Source organism: Novipirellula artificiosorum, assembly GCF_007860135.1.
In the GTDB taxonomy this organism is placed as follows: Bacteria; Planctomycetota; Planctomycetia; order Pirellulales; family Pirellulaceae; genus Novipirellula_A; species Novipirellula_A artificiosorum.
On sequence record NZ_SJPV01000003.1, the window covers coordinates 306,964 to 331,942 of the forward strand.

General features: G+C 52.1%; 20 protein-coding genes. 14 read left to right on the plus strand and 6 right to left on the minus strand.

What is annotated here, in order from left to right:
- The first annotated feature begins 105 nt into the window (after positions 1–105).
- Together Poly41_RS10740 and Poly41_RS10745 are read left to right on the plus strand one after the other, a co-directional pair.
- Positions 106–2,250: a glycogen debranching protein gene (locus Poly41_RS10740; RefSeq protein ID WP_390621414.1), complete on the plus strand. Its 2,145-nt coding sequence runs from the start codon at positions 106–108 to the stop codon at positions 2,248–2,250.
- 138 nt (positions 2,251–2,388) lie between these two features.
- A complete protein-coding gene (locus tag Poly41_RS10745; RefSeq protein WP_231615575.1) occupies positions 2,389–3,306 on the plus strand; it encodes an SHD1 domain-containing protein in 918 nt (305 codons plus the stop codon).
- Between the two features lie 79 nt (positions 3,307–3,385).
- Here the strand turns inward: Poly41_RS10745 and Poly41_RS10750 are convergent, their stop codons facing one another.
- A complete protein-coding gene (locus Poly41_RS10750; RefSeq protein ID WP_146526206.1) occupies positions 3,386–4,204 on the minus strand; it encodes a hypothetical protein in 819 nt (272 codons plus the stop codon).
- A gap of 441 nt (positions 4,205–4,645) precedes the next feature.
- Between Poly41_RS10750 and Poly41_RS10755 the strand changes: the two genes are divergently transcribed.
- Complete coding sequence (locus Poly41_RS10755; protein ID WP_146526207.1) at positions 4,646–5,107, plus strand: hypothetical protein; 462 nt, start codon at positions 4,646–4,648, stop codon at positions 5,105–5,107.
- A 272-nt stretch (positions 5,108–5,379) separates the two neighbouring features.
- Positions 5,380–5,910 (plus strand): GNAT family N-acetyltransferase, encoded by a 531-nt coding sequence (locus tag Poly41_RS10760; RefSeq protein ID WP_146526515.1) that lies wholly within the window; start codon positions 5,380–5,382, stop codon positions 5,908–5,910.
- Here Poly41_RS10760 and Poly41_RS10765 read toward each other — a convergent pair.
- Together Poly41_RS10765 and Poly41_RS10770 are read right to left on the minus strand one after the other, a co-directional pair.
- On the minus strand, positions 5,880–6,758 hold the full coding sequence (locus Poly41_RS10765; RefSeq protein WP_231615576.1) for a Glu/Leu/Phe/Val family dehydrogenase: 879 nt from the start codon (positions 6,756–6,758) through the stop codon (positions 5,880–5,882). The two genes, Poly41_RS10760 and Poly41_RS10765, sit on opposite strands and share 31 nt — an antisense overlap.
- Positions 6,694–7,539 carry a Spy/CpxP family protein refolding chaperone gene (locus Poly41_RS10770; RefSeq protein ID WP_231615577.1) on the minus strand — a complete coding sequence of 282 codons (846 nt, stop codon included), beginning with the start codon at positions 7,537–7,539 and terminating at the stop codon, positions 6,694–6,696. Before Poly41_RS10770 ends, Poly41_RS10765 begins: the two co-directional genes overlap by 65 nt.
- Positions 7,540–7,944: 405 nt before the next feature.
- Here Poly41_RS10770 and Poly41_RS10775 point away from each other — a divergent pair, with 405 nt between their 5' ends.
- The 3 genes from Poly41_RS10775 (at position 7,945) to Poly41_RS10785 (ending at position 10,779) form a co-directional block, all read left to right on the plus strand.
- Complete coding sequence (locus tag Poly41_RS10775; RefSeq protein ID WP_146526208.1) at positions 7,945–8,685, plus strand: response regulator; 741 nt, start codon at positions 7,945–7,947, stop codon at positions 8,683–8,685.
- A gap of 919 nt (positions 8,686–9,604) precedes the next feature.
- A complete protein-coding gene (locus Poly41_RS10780) occupies positions 9,605–10,120 on the plus strand; it encodes a response regulator transcription factor (RefSeq protein WP_146526209.1) in 516 nt (171 codons plus the stop codon).
- 68 nt (positions 10,121–10,188) lie between these two features.
- A complete protein-coding gene (locus Poly41_RS10785; RefSeq protein WP_146526210.1) occupies positions 10,189–10,779 on the plus strand; it encodes an RNA polymerase sigma factor in 591 nt (196 codons plus the stop codon).
- Between the two features lie 52 nt (positions 10,780–10,831).
- Here Poly41_RS10785 and Poly41_RS10790 read toward each other — a convergent pair whose 3' ends face one another.
- The gene (locus Poly41_RS10790) at positions 10,832–12,352 is read right to left on the minus strand and encodes a TolC family protein (protein ID WP_231615578.1); all 1,521 of its coding nucleotides are present in this window, start codon (positions 12,350–12,352) and stop codon (positions 10,832–10,834) included.
- 227 nt (positions 12,353–12,579) lie between these two features.
- Between Poly41_RS10790 and Poly41_RS10795 the strand changes: the two genes are divergently transcribed.
- From Poly41_RS10795 to Poly41_RS10825, 7 genes are all read left to right on the plus strand, one after another.
- Positions 12,580–13,185, plus strand: coding sequence for a membrane or secreted protein (locus Poly41_RS10795; RefSeq protein ID WP_146526212.1), 606 nt, complete (start codon positions 12,580–12,582; stop codon positions 13,183–13,185).
- A 778-nt stretch (positions 13,186–13,963) separates the two neighbouring features.
- Entirely contained in the window at positions 13,964–15,865 is a 1,902-nt protein-coding gene (locus tag Poly41_RS10800) for an efflux RND transporter periplasmic adaptor subunit (RefSeq protein ID WP_390621420.1), read from the plus strand.
- A 10-nt stretch (positions 15,866–15,875) separates the two neighbouring features.
- Positions 15,876–19,427, plus strand: coding sequence for an efflux RND transporter permease subunit (locus tag Poly41_RS10805; protein ID WP_146526214.1), 3,552 nt, complete (start codon positions 15,876–15,878; stop codon positions 19,425–19,427).
- Between the two features lie 167 nt (positions 19,428–19,594).
- Entirely contained in the window at positions 19,595–20,746 is a 1,152-nt protein-coding gene (locus Poly41_RS34825; RefSeq protein ID WP_231615579.1) for a hypothetical protein, read from the plus strand.
- A 243-nt stretch (positions 20,747–20,989) separates the two neighbouring features.
- The gene (locus Poly41_RS10815) at positions 20,990–21,250 is read left to right on the plus strand and encodes a hypothetical protein (RefSeq protein WP_146526215.1); all 261 of its coding nucleotides are present in this window, start codon (positions 20,990–20,992) and stop codon (positions 21,248–21,250) included.
- A 128-nt stretch (positions 21,251–21,378) separates the two neighbouring features.
- Complete coding sequence (locus tag Poly41_RS33935; protein ID WP_197231212.1) at positions 21,379–21,714, plus strand: hypothetical protein; 336 nt, start codon at positions 21,379–21,381, stop codon at positions 21,712–21,714.
- A gap of 104 nt (positions 21,715–21,818) precedes the next feature.
- Positions 21,819–22,484, plus strand: a complete 666-nt coding sequence (locus tag Poly41_RS10825; RefSeq protein WP_146526216.1) for a GNAT family N-acetyltransferase — start codon at positions 21,819–21,821, stop codon at positions 22,482–22,484.
- A gap of 67 nt (positions 22,485–22,551) precedes the next feature.
- Here the strand turns inward: Poly41_RS10825 and Poly41_RS10830 are convergent, their stop codons facing one another.
- On the minus strand, positions 22,552–24,024 hold the full coding sequence (locus Poly41_RS10830; RefSeq protein WP_146526217.1) for a PP2C family protein-serine/threonine phosphatase: 1,473 nt from the start codon (positions 24,022–24,024) through the stop codon (positions 22,552–22,554).
- A gap of 211 nt (positions 24,025–24,235) precedes the next feature.
- Positions 24,236–24,628 (minus strand): metal-sensitive transcriptional regulator, encoded by a 393-nt coding sequence (locus Poly41_RS10835; protein WP_231615580.1) that lies wholly within the window; start codon positions 24,626–24,628, stop codon positions 24,236–24,238.
- Positions 24,629–24,979: the final 351 nt, after the last annotated feature.

The following is a 24,979-nucleotide window of genomic DNA, read 5'->3' on the forward strand; positions in this document are numbered from 1 at the left end:
AACGAGTCCGTAGAACGGAATTTATTCCGTTGCGGCCGTCCCTATCTATACTAAGAGATACGAGCTTGCCGGAATAAATTCCGAGCTACTATCAAAAGTTTTTCCATGTCACACACCAATATCCAGAGTCTTTGTCGTCACTGCGGCATGACTGTCGTTAGCGAACTGACGGCAGGTGAACGAGTTCAACGTCCCCGATGGGAAACGAACGAGGGGACGCCGCTCCCGCTGGGTGCGACTTGGCTCGAATCGCAGCAAGCATATAACTTTGCGATCGATGCCCCCAACGCCTCGCACGTCACACTACTGATGTACATGGAGGATGAGATTCGCGTCCCTTGGCACTCGGTACCACTTGACCCTGCTGGCAACAAGTCAGGCTCGGTTTGGCATTGTCGTGTACCGATTGAAGAGGCGGGCGACGCGATCTACTATGTTTACCGAGTCGATGGACCGGCCGAGCAAGCTGGCGGGAACTGGCATGCGTTCGATCCTGAAAAGATCCTGCTTGATCCCTACGCGCGAAGCGTCTATTTCCCGGATTCTTTCGACCGCGACGCTTCGCGGACGCCTGGCTCCAACGCATGTGTCGCACCGTTGGGGCGACTCGATATTTGTCGTTGCCCGTTTGATTGGGGTGATGAGCAGCGCATCTACCACGGCAGCGATCTGGTGATCTACGAAATGCACGTGCGCGGTTTTACCCAAGACGCCAGTTCAGGAGTGGACAAAGCAACTCGTGGTACGTTCGCGGGCGTCGTTGAAAAGATCCCCTATTTGAAAGAACTTGGAATTACCGTTGTGGAATTGATGCCCGTATTCCAGTTCGATCCAGCCGACGGGAATTACTGGGGCTACATGCCGCTGAGTTTCTTTGCACCGCATCACCGCTACTCGACCGATCCGTCGTCGTGCAATCAACGAAGCCAGTTTCGCAAAATGGTGCGAGAGCTTCATACCGCAGGAATCGAAGTCATCTTGGATGTGGTTTTCAACCATACCTGCGAAGGTGACACACGAGGTCCAACCTACAGTTACCGAGGCATCGACAATGCAGCTTATTACATCGCGTCGGGTGACCCCGGATCACCGTATGCGAACTTTAGCGGGACAGGCAACACACTCAACACGGCCAACCCGACGGTTCGTCGCTTGATATTGGACAGTCTGCGGTTCTGGGTGAAGGAAATGCACGTCGATGGTTTTCGCTTTGACTTGGCATCGGTGTTTTCGCGTGCATCGGATGGCAGTGTCGATTTGCATGGGCCTCCGCTCTTTGACCAAATCGACAGTGACCCTGAGCTAGCGAACATTCGTTTAATTGCCGAGCCATGGGACGCATCGGGGCTTTACCAACTCGGAGCTTCTTTTCCTGGCAGGACGTGGATGCAGTGGAACGGACGATTTCGTGATTGCCTTCAGCGTTTTGTCAGAGGGGATCGGGGATTGGTCAGCGACTTGATGACACGAGTTTACGGCAGTAGTCATCTCTTTCCCGATGATACGTTTCACGCGAATCGCCCGTTTCAAAGTGTGAATTTCATCGCGTCCCATGACGGGTTCACGATGTATGACTTGGTGTCGTTCGACCACAAGCACAATGAAGCAAATGGACACGATAATTCGGATGGGCCGAACGAGTTTAGCGGCAATGGTGGTTACGAAGGTGATCTGAACACGCCACACGATGTGATGAATTTGCGAAAACGGCAGATGAAAAACTTTTGCTGTTTGCTGATGCTATCCGCAGGCACACCGATGTTCCGCATGGGCGATGAATTCATGCAGACTCAGTACGGCAACAACAACCCTTACAACCAAGATAACGAAACAACCTGGCTCGACTGGCGACGACTTGAGAAGTTCCCCGATGTGTTCCGGTTCTTCAAGCAGATGATCGCATTTCGAAAAGCCCATCCTTCGCTCGGACGATCCACGTTCTGGCGCGACGACATAAGCTGGTTCGGTGCCGAGAAAGCGGAAGTTGACATGTCCCCTGACTCGCAAGCATTAGCGTATTGCTTAAAAGGCATTGAAACTTCCGATCGTGATTTGTATGTGATGATTAATGGATCGGATGACGCGCGAAGCTTCACGATTCATGCTGAACCAGCACGGGATTGGAGCCGCGTGATCGATACATCGCTACCCAGTCCATTGGACATTGCATGCCCCGATTCGGACCCTGATTTTGAAAAGGGAGCGTACCGAGTCAACCCACGAAGCGTCGTCGTCTTGGAACAAACGTAGAACGGAATTCATTCCGTTATCCGCGTCTTAACTCTATCGCTAGACAGTGGGCAAACCGGTAGCCTCGTCGCATGACGGTTGTCGAGTCCACTGTCTGGCAAACCTTACCATTTTCTCGACCCACTTGGAGAAATCCCAATGCACAAAACACGACTCTTGTTTCTATTGGTCGCCGTAAGTCTCACGTCAACCAGCTTTGGTCGTGACTGGTCGGACGAGACCGGCAACTACACCGTTTCGGCTGACTTGATTGCGTATAGCGACACCACGGTCGTTCTGAAAAAGGAGGACGACAATCTCGTCTCTGTTCCAATCAAGCAACTTTCCGGACCTGATCGTGCATTTGTCAAGTCACAGGCTACCGCGCCAGCGACCAACCAATCGAGATCGGCTCAAACTTGGACCCTGAAGTCAGGACTAACACTTCCTGGACGGATCATTGGCTACCACGAACATGACGTCGTCGTTCAACGAAAATTGGGCCGTGTTTATGTCAACAACGCGCGTTTTGAAAACCTGCCGGCAGTATACCGGGAAACGGTCCCGAAGATCGTCGAGTACTTTACATCCGAAAAGCTCGATGGTGAGAAGGGACTTGAAGAATGGGCAAGGGAGCAGAAAGGCGAACCACGCAAGTTTAAGTGCTCTGGGGTTTTAATCGAATTAGAAGATGACAATCTTTATTGCTTTCCCTTCTTTCTGTTTTCAGACGAAACCTATGCGACGTTGAAACCGGGGTGGGACCGCTGGCTAGCTGCGAAAGAGAATTACGAGGAAAAGGAACAGGAATCGTTCTTGTTGCAAGCGCAAGCCGAGGCGTATGAGAAACAGCAACAGCAGATGCGTCAAGTTCAGCAGCTTCAGCTCAACTTGCAAGCCTATGATGCAGGATTGTTCGATTTATGGGAAGTCGCGATGTATCCGCAAGCAGGCAACTTCGGCACCCCACTGAGTGTCGTGGTGCCCGCCAACGACAGCCAAAAGGCGGCAATCGCTGCCCAACGTCAAAACCCTGGCTACGTCGTCGGTCCCATGCGGATTGTACGAAGACGCTAGCTGGACAGCGCCACGTTACGGAGAACGGAACTTTTTCCGTTTTCCATTCGCGCTTAACGGAATAAATTCCATTCTACTTTTAGGGAGTAAATCTTACCTGCAACGTAGTGAGCTTTGCATCCTGTTGATACGCGAACTGTTTCCATTGCTTCTCTAGTTCGCCGACGCTCGCAATTGCATAGTGAGTTTGCAACGCGTGTTCGTATCCTCGCGCTGTCGCGTCAAGGCTGAACTGAGTCGCTTTTGTGATCTCGCCTCGGTCGCACAGGAAACGCAATAGTGAGGCACTCTGTCCATAGAACGCTGGCATTTGTTCTGCTGACGTGAACTGATCCAGATGAAGTAATTGATGGAGCGGCAAAACGGTTCCGGTTTGTAGCGCATAGCGGCAATCTCTTTCATGCAAAGCCTGTTTTTCGTCGGTGTCGGCGAGCATGGCCGCGCCTTCGTCAAACCAATGTGGCGGTTGGCGACCTTGAAAGCGATCAGCAAGAACTACGTGGGTCAGTTCATGCGGTAGCGCTGGCAGGTTACCCTGGGGACCGACGATTAAATCGATGCGTCGGGAAACGACACACTGAGAATCCAACTCGATCAAACTGGTTCCCATCGTTTGAGCCGCGCCAGAGCCGACTACCCGCAGGTAACTGGTGAGTGAATCGTGAACAACTATTTCGCATTTGGGTTGCCACAGCGTCGTGGATTCGCTGCCGCACCAGGCGACCGTCAGGCTGCGGCGGAGACTTCGGCAGAGCGATAAAACTCGATCAGGTGGCAGATCAGCGACTGCCGAATGGACGACGAAATTATCGCCCGTCACGCTAGCCCATTTTTGGCCATAAACCTCAGTGGGTAACCAGAAACATAATACAACAGCGATAGCCAGCAGACGTGACAAGATATTCCTCCCGTTTGAACAAAAGCGAATCAGACCTTCATGGCCTTCCCTGTTTTTTTGGAGGCAATGTTTTCTTGACATCGCTTAAATTCAAATCACGTGCCGCTCAGCGATTCCCCTTGACGCCGAAGCCAAAGTCGCGTCGTAAGTTTTTTCTGAGAAAGAGTTTACGAATTTGAGTTTGATCGTGACTGTCAACGGGGCTAATTGCCGGATGCCTGTGACGTAAGCAGCCGGGTGCTGACGGTTTAAGCAGACTCGCTAGCGGTTCCATTTCGTTTGCATCAGACTAGCGTAAAATTTGCAAACAATTCTGTGAAGAAAAACTTCTCTAGGAGCATCGAAGTATCATCGCGGCAAAGGGCGGACAACGCCGCGATGGTTTACCCCATCTGTCCGTGATGCCACGTTTTGGGGCCAGTCCCCAGGAAGGTTTTTAGAATGTTAAAACAAGCTTTGATGAGTATTGCTGCTGCTGGTATGTTAGGTCTTCCCGCTACGGAGGCAGTCGCCCAGTGCGGATGCGGAGCTGGCACGGTTACGTCGCCAACCGTGCAGTCGGTTGTGCCGACTTACGAGAGTTCATCACCTGTCAATTCCAACAACACGGTTGTTTCGCCGGTACAGTCCTACCAACGATATTCGTATTTGCCATCGGCGACTGCTGAACCTATGGCGTCGATCGCCACAGTTCCTTCGGCTCCGATCGTCTCTTCGGTTCCGATGAATGTCAGTTCAACGATCCAAGCTGCTCCTTCGGTGTATCCTAGTTACGGCCTGTCGCAACCTCAAAGTTACCGACGATACTCTTATCAACCGGCGGTTCCAAGTCAGTCATCGAGCAAGTCGGTGAAACGGCCTTGGCAGTACCAAAAAACCGACCCGCGTCGGTACCAGCACTAACATTGTTCTCCAAAATGATGTTTTGAATTGCATGGCGGGATGACTTTCGGCATGGGTGAAGCGCAGTCACTCCGGTGGCTGCGTCTGCGTTTATTTATTGAAACTGCACGTTCGCTAATTACACTCAAAATACCAAGCGGGCGGATTGGCAGCGGGTTTTTTTTTCAGGCAAAGCGTCCGCTGCGCCACCGCTACCGACCGATCCCGACGCTCCGCCGCCGATTGGGAGCAAGTCTGCTGAGCCCAATATTCCGGCCGGTTCGGATGTGGAGATGGAGGGGTTCAGTCGCTTTCGCCCTTCTCGCGGCAACTCGATTGACTCGGGGGTCTTCGGATGTGATCGGTTTCGGGCATTCTTGTCGTTAGCGTTTGCGAGACTGTCGCAATTAAAGATGGCTGAAATATCAGCCATCAAATTAGACGGAGAAATTGTTGCGGTTGAATTTGAATTGATCGGCCCCACAACGGTTTACGCTTATCAAGCTGGCATCTCGGAAACCGGTTTGCAGCACAGTGCGGGATCGCTATCAGCGATGGTGAGAATCCGTACTGCTATTGAGAGAGGGAAAACGAAATTCGACTTCTTACGTGGTGACGAACCGTACAAGTTCCGCTGGGGGGCGCAAACCATGCAAACCTGCCGTTTACGTTTGCGCCGTCGATCCACCCTGGGGTTGCTAGCCCATCATGCCAACATCTTTTTGCGTTTTCGCATCATGTATTGCGAGAACCGTGATTACGCTCAACCATGCCCTCACGAGCGTATTGCAATCTACGCCGTCTCGCGTTTGCCGACAAAATAGTCGCTCGTCCCCAATGACTCGATCGCTTCACCGATTCGGGTCAGGGCAATCGCATAAGCGGCGGTTCGCATGTCAGTTTGCTTGGACGCCATTAAGTCATAGATCGCATTGAATTCGCGAGTCATGATCTGCCGCAGGCGTTCGTGTACTTCGTCTAAGGCCCAATAGTATCCGGCTCGATTTTGTGTCCACTCGAAATAGCTTACTGTCACGCCGCCGGCATTGGCCAGAATGTCGGGGACAACCAATGTCCCGTTTGCGATGAGAATTTCATCCGCTTCGCTTGTCGTTGGACCATTGGCAACTTCAATGACCACGGGCGCAACAATGCGTGCCGCGTTCTCCGATGTGATCTGGTCTTCCAACGCGGCGGGAATCAGAATATCTACATCGAGTTCCAATAGCTCTTCATTCGTGATGACGCTTCCCGTGCCAGCGTCATCTGGTTTGCAGTGACACTCGACACAACCACATTCCGGACAATCACAAACACTTCTCACCGCGTAGACATCGGACAACGATTGCCGTTGTTGTTTCAGTTCGATTGCCCGCAAGATATCCAATCCTTGCTCACGGAAGATGCCGCCACGAGAGTCGCTGATTGCGACGATTCGATAACCATCGCCATGTAGCAAGCGAGCCACATGTTGACCCGCGTTGCCAAAACCTTGGACTGCGACCCGCATTTGGCGAGGTTCCCACTTTTTCAAGCGTTCCAGTTCTTTGATGCAGTAGTATGCACCGCGTCCGGTGGCATCGTCACGCCCCAGGTAGTTACTTATTTCAATCCTCTGTAGCGGCATCGGATGACGCAGCCATTCCAACGAGCGTTTGACGCTGTTGTTCATTCAATACGTTTGCAGCCTCGCCAACGGAACGGATAAAGGCGACACGATTCTCGGCTCGCAGTTTTCCGATCTCATTCGCTTTGGCTTCGATCTTGTTGATTTCGGGCTGTGCTTCAGCTGTCAACGTCCAAAGCTCTTGTTCCGCTTCGTCAATCTTGCGTTCTGCGGTGGATGTCGCCAACAACGCGGCTTCCTTAATCTGATTGAGCTTTAGCTGCTGGTCATCCGTCAGGGTGATATGCTTTGGATGGTCTAGAAAGAACCCTGTCTGGCCAATGTGGTACAGATGCGAGGCACCTGCGAAGCCAGGCAGAGCGGAAGACATGGTCATGCCGCCCATGAATGAATTCATCGCGGGATTGCGGCCCATCATTCCCATACCCTTCAGCATTCCCATGCCGCTGTAGTCATTCGACATTTTTCCCATTCCCATTCCGCCAGACATCATGCCCATGCCCATTTTCTTGTCACCCATGCCGCTCATTTGCTTCTTGTCACCCATTTGCATTGCATCCTGGGATGGATCCGCAGCATCAGTGGACATTGACATGTTGTTCATCGACCCTTGCGGTGTGTCAGCAGTCGCCCCATAACGAGCTTGATGCTGAGCCGCCAGGGCAGACTCCAGTTGCGACACTTTGGCTCGTAACTGCTCTAGCTCGGCGGCCAGATCGTTGTTTGAAGTGCTCGGCGATTGTGCGATTGCCATCGCACTGGTCAACGTCATAACCAGTAAAAAAACGGAAAGTCGAGCGAACAAGGTTTTTAAATGATTGGGCATCGTAGGGTCCAAGGAGATTTCTGATTCGATTGCGTTGTGCAATTGATTCTTTTGATGCTTTACCAAGTCAATTTCTTCACGGGTCTTCACTTGAAAGCGTGAAGTCGAGTAGTGAACAAAATGACGGGTGTAGAAAATTCTGAAAAGACCGTGAAGAAAGCGAATAACCGCTGCATCTAACCATCACGTGCGGCAAACGGCGACAGATCACTGCGATTGTCCAGTGCTTTTGTTCAGTATGGAAACGACAGGAAGTTGCTTCTTTTCAAGGAATATCAGGGCTGATTTATGGCTACCTTGCTTTTCCATTGCCCATTCAATTGGCAACATTTTCCCACGTCAGGAATTATGAAAACGACGTGCATGGAAGGAGAGAATGACACAATGCTTTTACAGGACTCAAAGATGATCGTTAACTGCCCCGTTTGCGGACGTCCAGCAAAGGTTCAACCTCAGTTTATCGACGAAGAACTCGCCTGTGCTCATTGCTGCGGTCACTTCGTTGTGGAAGAATCATCTCACGGATGGATGGCAGTCAAGTCGGATTCAACCAGTGGATACGAAAGGCAACTTCGCGTTGACAACCAACGTTTCAGCACCCCAACAGCGACTCAACCTGAACGAGAGCCTTCGCCGGAGTGTCAACCGGTGACATTTGTGGTTGAGCATCGGGATGAGATCTTTGCCAGGATTGCGACCGACGTCGCGGAAGCTGGCTACCGCGTCATTCGGGCAAAGTCAACAATCGATGCACTGAAAGCATGTGGCCATTTCGAACCGACGCTTGTCGTCGCTAGTGCAAATTTGCCTGACCAAAACGGTTGGTTGTTGGCCTGTAAACTTGCGCTGGTCGATTCCAACGTCCGAATTTGGTTGTACGATTCACACGCAACGGACTACGATCAATCGATCGCTCGCTACTTGCATGTGGAAACGCTGATCCGCTATGACGGCGACTTGCTTGGCCTGTCGCATATGATTGTTGAACGTTTGAACGAACACGCAGTTGGGTTTCAAGACGCAGTGGTAGCGACCGCAACGATGCGACGAACGGGCGGATGCGATTCAGGAGTGGATGGCTCAGGTTTTGCGCGACACCGCCCGATTCCCGTAAACTATTCGATGCGCGATCGGGCGACCGCTTAGCGATTGTCTCAGCGACGAAACGACAGTCGCCAAGACGGTGGATTCTGAACGGCCACACTCTGGTGAGCGTAGCTATCGCTAAGAGGTTGGCAGTGAACATGGATCGCGTGTTCTGAAGTGTGGAAGAGTGTTGTCAATTCCCAACGGGGTTGGCATCACTTTGGATTTCTGCTTATCATTGAGCCGATAGCGATTTTGCCCTTTGGCGGACTGGTTCCATTTTTGGCCATTGCTGAGTCATGACGAGTTTGTATCTCCATTTATCGAAACCCCTTGCACTACTGGCAATGCTATTGCTCGTCGCGCAACCATCGTTGGCGGCTCCTTGCTGCTGTCGGTCGGGGCACGATGTTGGAAGTCAAACGTCACAGACTCGGGCTGGGCAGTTTTGTTGCTGCTGTTCACAGGCTGAGGCAAGCTGCTGTGCTGGCGACAACAATTCGGTGGGTTCATGTTGTTTAAAAACATTCCCCAACTCGAAATCCACATCAAAACCTTGCAAATGTCCTTGTGGATGCAGTCAACAAAAGGTTCCGCCAGCGTTGGAGCCAGTGGTTGGCAGTTTGCCGTCCGATGATGGGGGCGTCATCGCAGTCGTTGAAGTCCCTTTTCTATTCGCCATTAAGCCTGCGTGCCCAATCATCCTGAAAAGTGATGTCGGTCTTGATGTCATTAGCAGTGCACAACGCTGCGTCCGACTGTGCCGTTTCCGGTTGTAGTCGCTTCTAAAACTGGCCCGAATTCTATACGGGCTATCTCTTTGTAGGACGGATTCACTGCGTCACTCGTAGTCGTATCCGATATCTGTGTCGCAAACTGCGTTTCGCAGCGAATTCCGACCGACGTGTTTAGCTTGACTCTTTGCCACAACGCTTACAAACCAACCCGCACGCAGCGGTTTTCATGGAAGGGAATCAATATGATCCAACAAAACACTACGCCCGCCAGCGACTACGATCGTACTGCCTTAATCGTCGAGCCATCGGATGCGATCTATTTCCAAATTGCAACTAGCTTGATCAAGAGTGGTTATCGAGTCATTCGAGCGAAGACTGGATGGAGTGCTGTGAATGCAGCTCTCATGCAGGCTCCCTCGCTGCTGATTGCCAATGCAACACTGCCGGACCAGAGTGGATGGCTGATGACCAAGAAGCTACAACTGACCGACCGGACCTGCTGCGTTTGGATCTACAAGCCATTTTGCGATGCTCGTGATCGTGCGATGGCAAAATTCTTGGAACTCGGATGGCTACTTGACTATGGTGATGATGTAGGCGAATTAAGCGAGATAATAGAAACGCGATTGGTGAACGATCAAACACGCACCCTTCGTTTTACTGCACCGAATCTGCGTGATATTCCATCGCCAGACGACGGTAGCTACGCGGGGCTTGATGGGAACCGATTGGGGCAACCTGCCACGGAGGTAGCGTGATGGACGCCGAGTCAAGACAGTGCCCACTTGATACCCGCGATGGGTATGATAATCTAACGGGCCGCATTATGAACAACTTAAACCCTCGCGAAGACGACGGCTCGAAACCAGATCGTTTCGGGCTTCCTGATGCCGCTGTCACCAGTGAGTTGATTCGTGGTTGCGCGGCGGGTGATCGTGCTGCGATGCAAGAGATTTACGAGTTGTGCAGCGACCGTGTCTATTCGTTGATGGTTCGGATGGTGGGGCAACAAGATGCGGACGACGTAACTCAACAGGTCTTTATGCAGATGTTTCGCAAGCTGGACCAATTCAGCGGCGAATCGAAATTGGAGACTTGGCTGTACCGTTTAGCGACTAACGAAGCGTTACAGTTCATCCGAAAGAGGAAACGACAAACGCTTGAGCCGATCGTGTCAGAGCCAGTTTCCACCGCCCCGGACCGTCGTCTGAAATCCGAAGATATTGAGATGTTAGAGATGGGGCTATCTCGGCTCGATCCCGAGTTGCGAGCGATTCTATCGCTGAAGGAAGAGCAAGGTCTTTCGTACAACGAGATTGCCCACGCATTAGAAATCCCCGAAGGAACAGTGGGCTCAAGGTTGAATCGCGCCAGAAAGGAGCTCCGAGAGGAGTTGTTGAAACTTGGTTGGGAGTGAAGGAGTCTGATGATTCTCCCAGACTCCTTCACTCCCAAACTCCTTCACTTTCCTAAGGGCATCCAACGGTTCGGTCTATTTTCGCTACCGTTCCGGCTAACGATGCCTTGAATCGTGCGAGTTGGGTTTCGTACGCCAGAAGTTGCCGATATGTTTCGATCAAGGTGAAGAAGTCAGTTCGTTTTCCTCGGTAGTCCGCGATCGCAAGCTTTAAGGTGTCTTCGGTGCGAGGCACAATTCGGTCTTCGTAGATTTCCGTTTGCTCAACCAAGGCGTCCGCTTCGGCTAGCAAACCTCGCAACCGACCATAGATGGAATCCCGCTGTGCTTCCAGCCGTTCAGTCGTACTGCTGCGCCGAAAAGCTGCTTCACGAATGCCAGCGTTGATCTTGTCTCGCCAAATTGGAAGTGTTGTTCCTACGGTAAAACTGATGTTGTCGTGGCCATTGGCCACAGGACTAATTACGTTGACGTTATCGTTAATGATCGAATAGTTAAGTCCAACTTGAAGATCAGGATACTTCTGTAAGCAAGCCAATTTCTCTTTTTGGCGATCACGTTGGATTTCCCAGGTCAGTCCGCGAAGCTCAGGGTTGCATTGCTCAGCTAAGTTGACAAGTGCATCGAGTTGTTCGGGCACATTCGTCAAGCCCAATTCCTTTGTCGCTTGTGGCAGAAGTGATATCGGTTGCTGAAGTAGAGTGGCGAGGTTCGCTTGGGCTACTTCTTTCTGTCTTGTTAGGACGACCAATTGATCGTCAAGCCGGTCCGATTCGAGCTGTGCTCGCAAAACGTCCTGCTGCGTACCGCCACTTCGGTATCTTGCTTCCGCAACCTTGGTCAGATCCTCGATCAAGTCTCGTGTTTCCTCGATGATCTCGATTGCTCGATCGGCAAACCAAACTTCGTAGTATGCCAACCGCACCGACTCGGTGATCTCTCGTTCGATCCGGTCGACTTCGGCTTGCGCCATTTGAACTTCTCGGCTGGCGATCGCTCCTTTGGTCCGCAGTTTTTCGGGCCAAGGGACACCCTGCGACAATGCCATTTGGTGGCCAACTCGACCGCCGGCGGTTTGCAGGGCTTGATCTTGGATTGGCCAGAATTGGTTCGTAAAAACAGGATCTGGTAAAGCGGTAACCTGGGGGATCACGTACGTCGCTGCCGCAACTCTTTGACGGGCAGCCGCAATTTGTGGATGCTGGGTTAACGCGATCGAGAGAAAGTACTCAACGGGTTGCTGAGCCCCGACGACTGGTGGCGGAACAGTCGCAGCAGCTTCATCGGATTGGGCATCATCCGATTTTGAATCGCTCTTTTTGTTATTCTCGTCGTCGTCCTTGTCTTCTCCCGTCTCCTCCTCGTCGACTGCAGCCAACAGCGCAGAGAAGGTTGGGGCCGCCAAAACTACGTTATCATTGTAGACGACCGGCTGCACCTCTTGATTTCCGACGGATACCGGCGAATCAACGACGCCTGGAGCAACAGCATCGGCGGCGATACTCAGTGGAGCCTGCTCCGTGGGGCTGGCGTCGCGATTTACCGCCAAGGGTGATCGCTGCCTTGCTGGCATTGAGCAGCCAACGGAAGATGCGGCAACTAACGATGCTGCTAAAAGGTGCCGTTTCAGTTGATTTTGACGTTTTTTTGATTGAGCCGGTCGCATGATGCTCTCACTCCGTTAAGCTATACTGCAGAAGAAATTCGGGTTAGGTGGCATATTAGGCTTGAACTTTTTCGCCGGATCACCGATATACCAAGCATACCAGCCCTGGGTATACACAACATCGGAAACATAACGTGTTTAACTTCCCTCTAATTCGCATCGTCGTTAATCTTTCGCTGATCGTCGCTTTGACGGTTCAGCCGATGGTTGCGCTAGCTGCTGAGGGCAACTGTTCTTCCGGTTCGGTATGCTGTGCGGCTGGGGAGAAGACTTACCAATGTGCCGGATGTGACTGTTGTCGCGTCACTGAGCCTGGTGGTCTTTGTGGTTGCTGTGGTGGGGACGGCGAAGGCGGTTGTTGTCAATCCCAATCGAATGAGATAACGGACCAGCAGCCTAGTGATTGCGATCTGGCTGTCACCGTCGAGGTGATCGTGATCTCGACTGCGTCAATTGAAGAAGCTGACGCCATCGACGGCGAACAAGCGAAAACGAAAGAAGTTGCGATAGCTCCCGAGCTTCGTTCGCGTTGTTTATGTGGGCAGGAGTCGCCGCCATTGGGCAGTACGGCTCCGAGCCGCCCAGACACGCAAGTTCGCAATAGTGTTGCGATTGCGTTCGTATGCACCGATGCATTCGATACCAGTGAGCGTCTTTCCCTGGCTATCGCTCATCGCCTTGCAGGTGAGTTGGTTCCGCCACGATTCTCTCAACGTCAGCTCTGTATCTGGCGTCTCTAACGACGTCGTTTCTCTGCGCGCACGCTGCGCGCTTTTGGGCATCTGCTTGACGTGGATTGCAAAAGAAATTAGTCCCGATAGGGACGATAGCTCTCTGCCCGGGGACGTCAGTCGCCAGCTGAAAGCAAATCGTCATGTAGCTCCGTAGGTGCGGTTGCAAACATTCAGTTATTGGCGGCAAGAAACCACCACTATGTGAATGTCTCGCCACCAGCATTGCGCTGCCGTCCCTATCAGGACTTCAAGGTAACGGATGAACTCCGTTCTAGGACCCACTAAAAGAACCACAGCCTGGAGGCAAGTGACGGGTCGGCGATGCGACTCCCCAAGCCATCGCCGACCTTGTCACTTTCTTCAATCACTGTGTTTATCAAATCACAATCAATCAGAATTTCGCATTCGATCGGCGCATCTATTCCCGCTGCTACGTTTGAAAGAGTAAACGATGAAACCCAACGAAAACTCAAATACGCCTGACGAGACAAAACAACCAATCAACCCGAGCCCCACCGCTCCGAAGCCAATCGACCCAAGTGGTGGTGTGGATCAGCCTTCTGCAAAGCAGACGCCAAGGAAGGTCGTTGAAACAGTCGAGAATGAACCGCTTCAAGACGCTGTCAGCGCGGAGGACGTTTCGGTAACCGAGGCCTCCGAACCACAGGAAACCTCGTCATCGGTACCGACCGAGGCGGGATCAAAACTTGGCGGCGTCGGCTGGCTCCTTCGCGTCGCGATTCAATCCGCAGCAGTGATCGCTGTGATTGCGGTCGCCTTGGTCATGCTCGGAGTTGCTCAGCGTACCGATTGGATTACGGCAGGTGGATTTAGCGCCGGTGGTGACGACGCAGCCGCACATAGCGGAGAAGCCAGCGAAGCTGGCGAACCAAAACGATACATCTGTCCCATGATGTGTACGCCACCGTCCACCGAGCCGGGGCGATGCCCGGTTTGTGCCATGGAGCTTGTCGAGGCAACCGGCGGCGGTGGTGGTGATGGTATCTCGGTCACGATTGAAGCGTCAGCTCGTCGATTGATTGGCATTCAAACGGCCATGTCAAAAATGGGCAGTGCAACGCGAACGATTCGTACCATTGGTTCAATCGATTTTGATGAGAGTCGACTCTCGACGATCTCCGCTTACATCGACGGTCGTTTAGAAAAACTGTACGCCGACTATGTTGGCGTTCGTGTCGAAAAGGGAAGCGATCTGGCCATGATCTATAGCCCGCAGCTCTATACGGCTCAAACCGAATTCGTATCCAGTTTGGATAGTAGCGCAAGTGTTGGTCGATTCAGCGTCGGCGATTTGGATCTAAGTGCGATGGCTCGTGAGAACCTAAGTGAACTCGGGATGACCGATGATCAAGTCGCGCAGCTCAAAAAGTCCGGTAAGCCGCAGTCACGAATCCGCATCAAGTCACCACAAAGTGGAACCGTGATTGAAAAGACCGCAGTCGAAGGAGATTACGTGAAAACGGGGCAAAAGATCTATCGAATTGCGGATCTTAGTTCCGTTTGGATGATGTTGGACTTGTACCCTGACGATGCCTCCCTTGTCCGTTTTGGGCAACAAGTTGAAGCAGAAATTCAGTCGATGCCAGGTGAAGTCTTTACGGGGCGAGTGGCTTTCATTGATCCGACGGTTGACTCAAAAACACGAACGGTACGTGTGCGTGTCGAGGTAATGAATTTTGACGGCAAGTTACGTCCGGGCGACTATGCGACTGCCCGGATCACAGTTCCATCGATTCCAACGGACTACGTCTACGATCCTGCGCTTTCGGGCAAGTATATCAGCCCCATGCATCCACAAGTAATCCGGGACGAGCCTGGAAAATGTCCGCTTTGTGGGTTTGATTTGGTACCGACACGAGAGCTCGGTTATGCACCGAAGCCGCAGCCAGATCAACGAGTGGTAACGGTGCCTCGCGATGCAGTGCTGCTAACGGGTGAAAACGGAGTCATTTACGTCGAGACGGAACCTGGGCGATTTGAAATCCGCCGTGTCTCGGTTGGCTCGATGAACGATACCGACGCTGTCATTATTGAGGGGTTGGCTCCTGGAGAAACGGTTGCCACGGCAGGCAACTTCTTAATTGATTCGCAAATGCAGCTCGCCGGAAACCCGTCACTGATGGACCCGTCGAAGGCCCCAAGTTTTTCCCCTGGACCGCTTGAACTTCCCAAGCGTAGTCCTGTGATGCTTGCGGGATCGGCGGCCGAACAATTTGATCGAACTTATGCCGCGTACTTTGAGATTCAATGTGCCATGGCTGCTGACATGAGCCCACCACCCGTGGCGCTTAACACAATGCTCGATGGACTTTCGCGGCTAGAGATGTCAACTGATGTGCCCGACGAGGCACAAAAGCAGATTGGAGTAGCTCGTCTGGCTTCCACTCGTATGGATGGTTCCTTGGAAACGGCTCGCGAGGCGTTTCGAGGTGTCAGTCATGCACTACTGAAGACAGCAACCATGGCACGAGGTCCAAAAACATCAACGGCTCTAACTCATTTTTACTGCCCCATGGTTCCTGGTGGCGGGGGTGACTGGATGCAACCAGGTGGCGAACTCGCAAATCCGTACTGGGGCGAAGAAATGCTCCGTTGTGGCGAGGTTGTCCGCGACTTAGCCACATCCTCCAATTCTGTTCCCACCATCGCACGTACGCAAAACTAGGAGAAGCAAAATGCTTAATATGGTCATTCGTTTTTGCGTGAAAGAGCCTTGGCTAGTTGTACTGCTGACGATCGTCCTATCGATCGGTGGCTGGTTCGCCTATCAAGCCGTCCCCATCGATGCGATTCCCAATGTCGGCGAAAATCAAGTCATCGTACTCACACCGTGGCCTGGACGTTCACCGAAAGACATCGAGGATCAAGTCACTTATCCACTGAGTGTCTCACTCTTGGCAGTCCCAGGTGCGGAGTCGGTTCGCGGCAAGAGTTTGTTCGGCTACAGCTTTGTCCAGGTTACCTTCAAGGATGAAATCGACTTTTACTGGGCTCGCAGCCGTGTCTCGGAGCAACTTGGTACGGCGGCTTCTCAGTTGCCTGACGGCGTGGTGCCACAACTCGGTCCCGATGCGACCGGATTGGGGCAGGTTTACTATTACACCCTACAGCCACCTGAAGACGGCATGAGTCTGGCCGAGCTTCGTAGCTTGCAAGACTTCGTCGTGAAGTTTGAACTGCAAGCGGTTGAAGGTGTCAGCGAAGTGGCGTCCATCGGAGGCTACGTTCGACAATATCAAATTGAAGTTGATCCTGACAAACTACGCTTTCACGACATACCGCTCGATCAGTTGGCGATGGCGATCAAGGGATCCAACTTAGATGTGGGTGCGAAAACCGTGGAATCAACGGGGATGGAATACATCGTCCGTGGCAAGGGATTCTTGGGTACCGATGGAGAAAAAGAAAAGGTCATTAAGGACATCGAAGAAACAGTCATCCTGCAGCGTAATGGCGTGCCAGTGCATGTCCGTGATATCGCTCGCGTACAACTCGGTCCCGACTTTCGTCGTGGGGCACTCGATTACAACGGCACGGAAGCCGTTGGCGGCGTGGTGGTGATGCGTTTCGGCGAAAATCCGCGAGTGGTGATCGATCGCGTGAAAGAAAAGATTGCTCAAATCGAGCCTGCTTTGAAAGGCGTCAAAATTCACGGCGTTTATGATCGCAGTGGCCTGATTGACGAGACAGTCGCAACGCTGACACACGCACTTCGTGATGAAATTATCATTACGGCAATCATCATTCTATTGTTTCTAATGCACATCCGCAGCAGCTTCGTTGTTGCGATTTGTTTGCCCGCTGCCGTGTTGATGTCGTTCATTGCGATGCACTTTGTCGGTGTTGGGGCAAACATCATGTCGTTGGCCGGGATCGCAATCGCGATTGGAACGATGGTCGACATGGGAATTATTGTTTCGGAGAACATCTATCAGCATTTGGCTGATTGGGAGAAAGAGGAAGAAGATGAGGTGGGAGCGGGGCGTAACACACAGAGGATCGAGAACAGGAATCGGACCGAAGTCGTTTACGAAGCAACGATCGAAGTTGCTCCGGCAGTCGTGACGGCAGTTGCGACGACCATTGTTAGCTTCCTGCCGGTGTTTTTCCTGACGGGCCGCGATTATCGCCTGTTTTCACCTTTGGCGTACACCAAGACGTTCGCAATTGCAGCGGCGATGATCACTGCGGTGACAATCGTTCCCGCTCTAAGCCGGCTGATGCTGCGAAGTGCTAACTATCGCAAACGAACCGCTTTGATGGGCGGTATCGCAGTGGCTGCTTTGTTTGGTGCAACCGCTCATTATCTTTGGGCTGACCGATTTGCCGAAATGTTCTCCGTGTCACAGTGGATCATTACTGCAACCGCTGCCATCGGAGGATTTATCACTGGATGGCAATTGCTGCAGGAACGCATTCGACCGATTGAGGAAATACCTTCGAGCCGATTCGTTCGCTGGATCTACGCTGCACGTTTACGTCATGCACTCAACAACAAAGCATTTGCTTTGTCTTTTCCAGCAATGTTGTTGGTACTCGGCGTCGGAGCCTATTTTGGTATGCCAACGGTTCTGAAACCCGTTGAAAAAGTAGCTAACTTTTTCGGTGCTGACTTAAACGAGTTCCCTGGCTACATCGACGCGAAACATGTTTTCACGGGACTGCAAAGTGATGACTGGATCGCGCTGGACGAAGGCAGTTGGTTCTATATGCCGACGTTTTATCCTGCCGCCAGCTTTTCACAAGCGATGCAGGTTCTGCAAACCCAGGATGTTTTGATTGGCCAAATCCCTGAAGTCAAGGATGTGCTGGGCAAGATCGGGCGAGTTGAGTCTGCACTCGATCCGGCACCGGCGGCGATGGTCGAGACATATATCATGCTCAAGCCCGAAAGCGAGTGGCGAGAAGGAGTCACGCCACGCGATGTTTGGGATGAAATCAACCGTGTCGCGACCTTGCCGGGAGTCACGCCAGCATCGCCGCTGCAACCGATCGAAGGCCGGGTCGTGATGCTGCAAAGTGGCATTAAGGCTCCCATGGCGATTCGTGTCTATGGCGATGATTTGCAGACGCTCGCTGACGCCGCTGTCGACGTGGCAAAGCAGTTAAAGCAGTCGCCCTTTATCAACGCTGGCACCGTCAATCCGGACATCGTACTCGGAAAACCGTATATCGAATTCACCGTCAATCGTGAAGCAGCATCGCGTTACGGAATGAGTGCTTCGATGGTGAACCAAGTGATTGAAACGGCACTCGGTGGCATGAATTTGATTAAGACGGTCGAAGGTCGTGAGCGATACCCTGTACGTCTTCGCTACAATCGCGATTTGCGAGAACGAATCGACCAATTGAGCCGGTTGCCGGTCGTGACGCATAGCGGAGCTGTTGTGCCACTTGAGGAACTCGCGACGTTGGAAACGACATGGGGGCCAGGGGCGATCAATAGTGAGAACGCTCGACTGGTTGCTCATGTTGCTTTTGCGACTAATGGTGCAGCGGGAGACCTGGAGTCGGTCGCGAAGATTGAAGAACAGCTACGACAGGCTCAAATTCTTCCGCCATCGAATCCACTGCACCTGAATCTACCGCCAGGCTATTCGCTTGAAGCTGTAGGAAGCTTTCGCAATCAGATTGAAGCGAATCTTCGCTTGTTGTGGATTATTCCGTTCGTGATTCTGATCAACTTGTTCTTGATCTACATGGAGTTCCGCAATTTACCGATCGCAATCGCGGTGTTCTCAGGCATTCCCGTAGCGTTTGCCGGCGGTATGACCCTGGTTGCTTGGATGGGCGTCGAATTGAACACCGCCGTTTGGGTTGGTTTCATTGCATTGTTTGGTTTGGCGGTGGACGATGGCGTCGTGATGGCGACCTACATTCACCAGCTCTTGCAAAAGCGAAAAATCAATAGCGGCCAAGATATCCGCGACACGGTTTACGAAGCAGGACTGAAACGAATTCGCCCGTGCATGATGACAACCGTCACAACACTGGCCGCACTGATCCCTGTGTTGATCGCGACAGGACGAGGGGCCGATGTGGCTCGTGCGATGGCGATACCGGTCTTTGGCGGCATGTTGGTCGAGCCGTTAACGTCGTTTATCGTTCCTACGCTCTATTCTGCGTATCTGGAATTGAAGATGCGGTTTGGAATGAGCGATCCATTGTGGGAAGGAACCGAAGCCGTGCCGACCAGCGAAAAGGAGGAAGTGATGACCGCAGCCTAATCTTTTTTGATTTACCGTGAAGAAACCAATTTCCAAAGCATCTAACAAACTGTAGGTCGGAACTCATTCCGACATCGACATGGAAGTCCCGCGAGGGGCGAAGAGTGCTAGCCTCCTCTACTGAACGGCGAAATGAATTTCGCTGCTACAACTTTAAGGAAACGAGTATGAAAACCAAATTTACCATTGCCGCTTTGATCGCGATCATCTTTCCCACGCTTGCATTTGCACAGACTTCGCATGAAGCTCAGGGCCACTCGCACACGATGCCCGGTCAAGTTACTGCGGTCGAAAGAGCGCAGCCACTGAGTGGCCCACACGGAGGATCGCTACGGCAAGCTGAAGGAGTACAACTGGAAACGGTTGTCGCGACAGGCGGTATTGCATTGTTTTTCTACGATCGAGCAGGCAAGACCATTTCAGTTGACCAAGGCCGTGGTGCTGCATCGGTTCGTGTCGAAGGCAATGCGAAACGGTATCGCTACGATCTACTGCCTGACGGCAAAGGTGCATTGGTTGCTCCAGTAAACCTTTCCGTGATCGCAGGTCGCCAAATTGAAATCGACGTTCAATTGGTAGGTATTCCCGCAGTCGGTGGGCAAGGTGTGAAATTCCAAGAGATTGCGATGGTTCCAGCAAACGAGCTACAGCTTGCTACCGCTGCAATCTCTCGCCAAAAAATTTGTCCAGTTAGCGGGAAACCGCTCGGTAGTATGGGGGATCCCGTTGCAGTGGACGTGAATGGTCAACAGGTTTTCGTTTGCTGTGCCGGTTGCGTAGCCGCGGTGAAATCCAATCCAGCGAAGTACGCGAGCGGACGGCCAGAGATTACGGTGACCACATCGACTCAGGCGGATGCAGCATTGATCGCGAAGCAAGCGAAGTGTCCTGTGATGGACGAACCACTCGGCAGTATGGGTGATCCCGTGAAAGTGATGGTTGGTGACAAGCCGATTTTCTTATGCTGTAAGGGCTGCGTTAAGAAAGTTCAAGCGGAACCAGCCAAGTATTTAGCACTTGTTTATGGCGAGGGCAGCGGAGGAAAGGGTGAACCAACCAGTGTATCAGCGAATTCGGAGCAAGTACGTCCTGGTATTTTTAAGGTGAGTGTTGAAGACGCACCTTACATCGCAGCACAGAAGCGTTGTCCCGTGATGGACGAACCGCTCGACGCAATGGGCGGCCCTTACAAGGTCAATGCAAATGGTCAAGCAATCTACATTTGCTGCCCTGGATGTGCAAAGAAAATTGCAGCTGAGCCAGGAAAGTATCTGGCGATTCTCGCCCAGCAAGGAGTTCAATCGCCAGTGATGAAGTAAGTTGGGAGTGAAGGAGTGAAAGAGACCAACTCCCAACTCCCAAATCAGTGCCTACGCGGGGGCGGTGTCCTCGCCAAATCAGTGCCTCGGCTCTGACGAAGCATCACGCCGCCCCTGCCTTTTTTTGTACGTCGGATTTGATTCCGGCATTTTGCAACCGAGTAGATCCGAACCTGTTCCGACCCATCTCAGATGAGACTACGGAGTCGATTCCGTTCTATGCCAACTGACAAGGATGTCACAGTGAAAGCTAAATACAATCGAATCGCCATAATCGTCGCCGGAGTCATGATGCTCTGCACCAGTGTCGGCTGCAACCAATTGCCTTGGTGGAGGAAAGACACGGAAGTGATGAGTGCTCAGCAATACGTCGATCAATATGCGTCGGTTTACCAAGAAAGGATTCAAAATGAACCGCCCCCACCGATAACCTACTCTGCCCCGAAAACGGCAAGCCGATCAAGTGGCGGAGGCGGAAGTAGCTCAGGCCAGTCGTGCCATTAACCGTAGATCGGAATTCATTCCGATAATCACTGTCCCGAATGGGGACGCAAGTCCCCGGTTGAAAAGAAACATAACCACTTAGCCGACGGTATGAATTCCGTTCAACGCCAACCGACAAGGAAGTCAAAATGAAACCTACAACCAATCGAATTGCGATCTTCACTGCCGTTTCAGCCGTGCTCATGTCGAGTGTTGGATGTGCTGGGTTACCGTGGCGAGCAAAGAATGAGCCGATTGCCTCGGCCGATCGTTTTGTTAATCAAGAGCTGGAAAACATTCAATACAACAGAGAAACAACGCTCGAAGAGGACTATGGAAGTCCCTCGCCTTCACGGCAAGTCTATTCCGAACCGTCGCCGGCGAGTTATTCGGACTCTGGCGGCTCGTCCGGTGGAGGATGTGGCGGTGGAGGATGCGGTGGTGGCGGTAGCAGCCGAAGTGGTGGCGGAAGTTCGTGCCACTAGATCTTTTCTAACGCATTGGTGCTTCCAGTTACCATCTTGAAACAGAGAATTGCAGGTGGCGACAAGAACTCATCGCTACTCAAACATTCCATGCGGGCTTATCGATGAATACCTTGTTGCAAATGTGCTATCTACCCTATCGCGCGATGCGTCGTATTGCGACGGCCAATATCTGCCATTTTCTTGCGGTCGAATTGGACAAACTAGAAGTCACTCCCCTATCTGAAGGGCTTACCTTTGAAGAAGTGACGCCATCGCGTTTGCCGTCCATAATTCAGGAGAACCCTGAACTATTGGATGACAATCTAATAGACTTGATTCAGAAGAGTATTGCCCATTGCTATGTTGTGCTCGAAAACAAACAGGTCGTCGCCTTCTCGTGGTTGGCAACCGGCAACGTACCGGCTGAGTTTAATCACGATGAAAATCCAAACACTCAGTTGCCATTCAAGTTGCCGTCGCACACAGCGTACATCTTCAATGCTTATGTGTCGCCACCGTACCGAGGCAAACGGCTTTACGGGGCAATGATGTCAGGGATCTCGAGTCGGATGTCAGGGAGCCGCATCCTACGACTCGTCATGACGACCGAAGCATCGAATCATCGAGCTTTGAGGAGTGTGCGTCGAATGGGATTCCGTACCATAGGGCGATCGATGCTCTTCGGTGTTGGGAAGTTCTGCGTCGCGTACTATCCACGTCATTTATCAGCGTGGGGCATTTACCTTGGGCGTTACGAAGGTGATCGACCAAAACTGATCGCGGCGTAGTTCCCTATATGTTGAAAATATGCCGCGTTGGAATCATTCTATACCCAACACTTTGTTAACTCACGCTCTAAGAAATCTCAGCGACCAAGAGCGTCGTATCGTCAAACGGTGCGCGTCCCTGCCGAAACTCCTGAAAACTTTCGGCGAACGCTGCAATCACTCGGTCGACAGATTCTCCGCTTGTCTTCTCGATCACCCTTACAACTTGCTCGGTACCAAATTGGTTCTCATCAGGGTCGAACATCTCTGTCACTCCGTCAGACACGACGACAATCTTTGTTCCTGGTGTCACGTCTAAAACCTGTTCCTCGTAGACCACGTCATTCTCGACGCCGAGCACTAAATCAGATTCGAGCAAACGGCGAATTTCTCCGCTTGGTGGTTGCAGGAATGGCGGCTCGTGCCCAGCATTGGCATAGCTCACGGTCGATTGCCTAGTATCGACAACGATCACAACCATCGTCGTCATGTAACCTGGCATGATGATCTCGTTGTAGCGGCGGTTGATCCGCGTCAGAATCTCGGCAGGGCTTTTGGAGAACTGAATCGCTTCGAGCACCAACGCTTTCACGACCGAAGCCGCCATTGCCGCTGGGACACCGTGACCAGTGACGTCCGCCAAGCAAAGTAAGTATTGGTGTTCAGAAAGTGGGACGACATCATAGTAGTCACCGCCAATCGCTTCCGCTGGCTCAAACAACTCAGCGACCTGCAAGCCGTTCAAACCGTTGTGCCTGGGCAACAAATGTTCTTGAATTTTGCGAGCCGTTTCCATGTGAACTCGGCGATCTTGCTCGACTTTGTCCAGCGATCGAGTCATCGAATTGATCTGGTCTGCCAAATAGTTCAGTTCACGGCAACTCTTCCCTTCCGCGATCACACTCAAATTGCCACCAGCGACAAGCCTGAGTGCTGCGACCAATCGATTCACGGGCTTTGAAACAACTTTGCGAAGCACGAGGTTGACGATAAAGGCTGCAAATACGACCGCTGCAAGCACAGCCAACGACTGCATCGCCAATGTCTCACGTGCAGCTTGGATGACACTTGAACGCTGTTCCGAAACATACACGCTTGAATCCGGCCCACCAAAACTACCAACGACAAGCTCGTCGGCCATAGGCACACCTTCACCGCCCTGACCGGACGCAAATTTCATCGCAGACAGCATTTCAGGCGACGCATGACCATGAGAAATCGCCTGGAATGCCTTGCCCTGCCATATGGCCGCGATATGGTGACCAGGCGATTCATCCATATTCATACGAGCACAGACACTGTCAATCAGCCGTTGAATTGTATCGGCTTGAAGTTCGCTGCGATTCTCTGGTTTTCCAGCAACGATCTGAATCGATTCGTACAGCGTCTTCGCTTCTTCGCTGAGTGATACTCGCTTTTGTGCCATCTCACGCGAGATCCGCGTCTGATAATTCAAGAACAGGTAGAGCCCAACGATCACCAGCAAGAACGAGTTGACCGAAATCAGCAGTTGGCGATTTAGCGGAAGTCGTCGCCAAAAACGGACGAGTCGTCGATACATGTAACAATGCCGTGCGAGGTCGCGGAGGGAAAGAAATCACAGAACGATGAGTACACAATGATAAACCTCATTGCACGACTCGAAACAAGAAAACGATTCGAGCGTCGGATCATTCTGTACCCATCATTTTGCAAAACCCAACGGCAAGAGGCATTGGGTTAGATGATCCGGCAGAGTTCTTTCTTCACAAAGACTTGGAAGGAATTCCGAGCTACACGTCTGCATACTTACGCAAAAGTGCGATCAGCTCTTCAATTTCCGCCTGGCGATCAGCCGGATCTCGATTATTAAGAGTTTTGGTGATACTCGCCTTCAAATGATCTTCCAGCACTATTTCGCCGATTTTCCCCAATGCCCCCGTTGCCGCAGAAAGCTGCATTAGAATATCGACACATTCATTATCAGCTTCGATCATCCGCCCCACAGCCTCCACTTGGCCGACGACCCGGCGGAGGCGATTCGTCATTTTCTTTTTATCTTCGTCGGACAGCATGGCACTCGGCAGATGGAAAATGGGGAGCATGAGGGCCGTTTTCGACCCCGAATACGGTGATTGTACCCAACCTGAGCCAAATCGACAGGCTACCAATAAGCCAGAATCCATTCCGATGGAATTCGAGGTGAAACTACGGATACACCCCGGTGAGATACAGAACCTGGACGACACTCCGCAAACAGATAACGCAGTTGCATCGGCGACAGGCGAAAACAAGGTTGTCATAAGTTGTTGCCAAATCAGGTCAAACCGTCGTGTCCGCGCAGCTTGCGGAGGCAGTCAGGCTCGTGCGAGTGTTCGAGAACGCAAGGAAAACCGTGTCATTGCTGCACCGCTTGCAAGTGATGGCGGACGCCGGTTGGGATCGTGCGGGGTATCATCTTCGTTTTTCTCGGTGGCAAAGAACATGCTCTGAATTTGGTGGTGGCCAGCGGTCTTGAAAACCAAGGTTAAAAATCT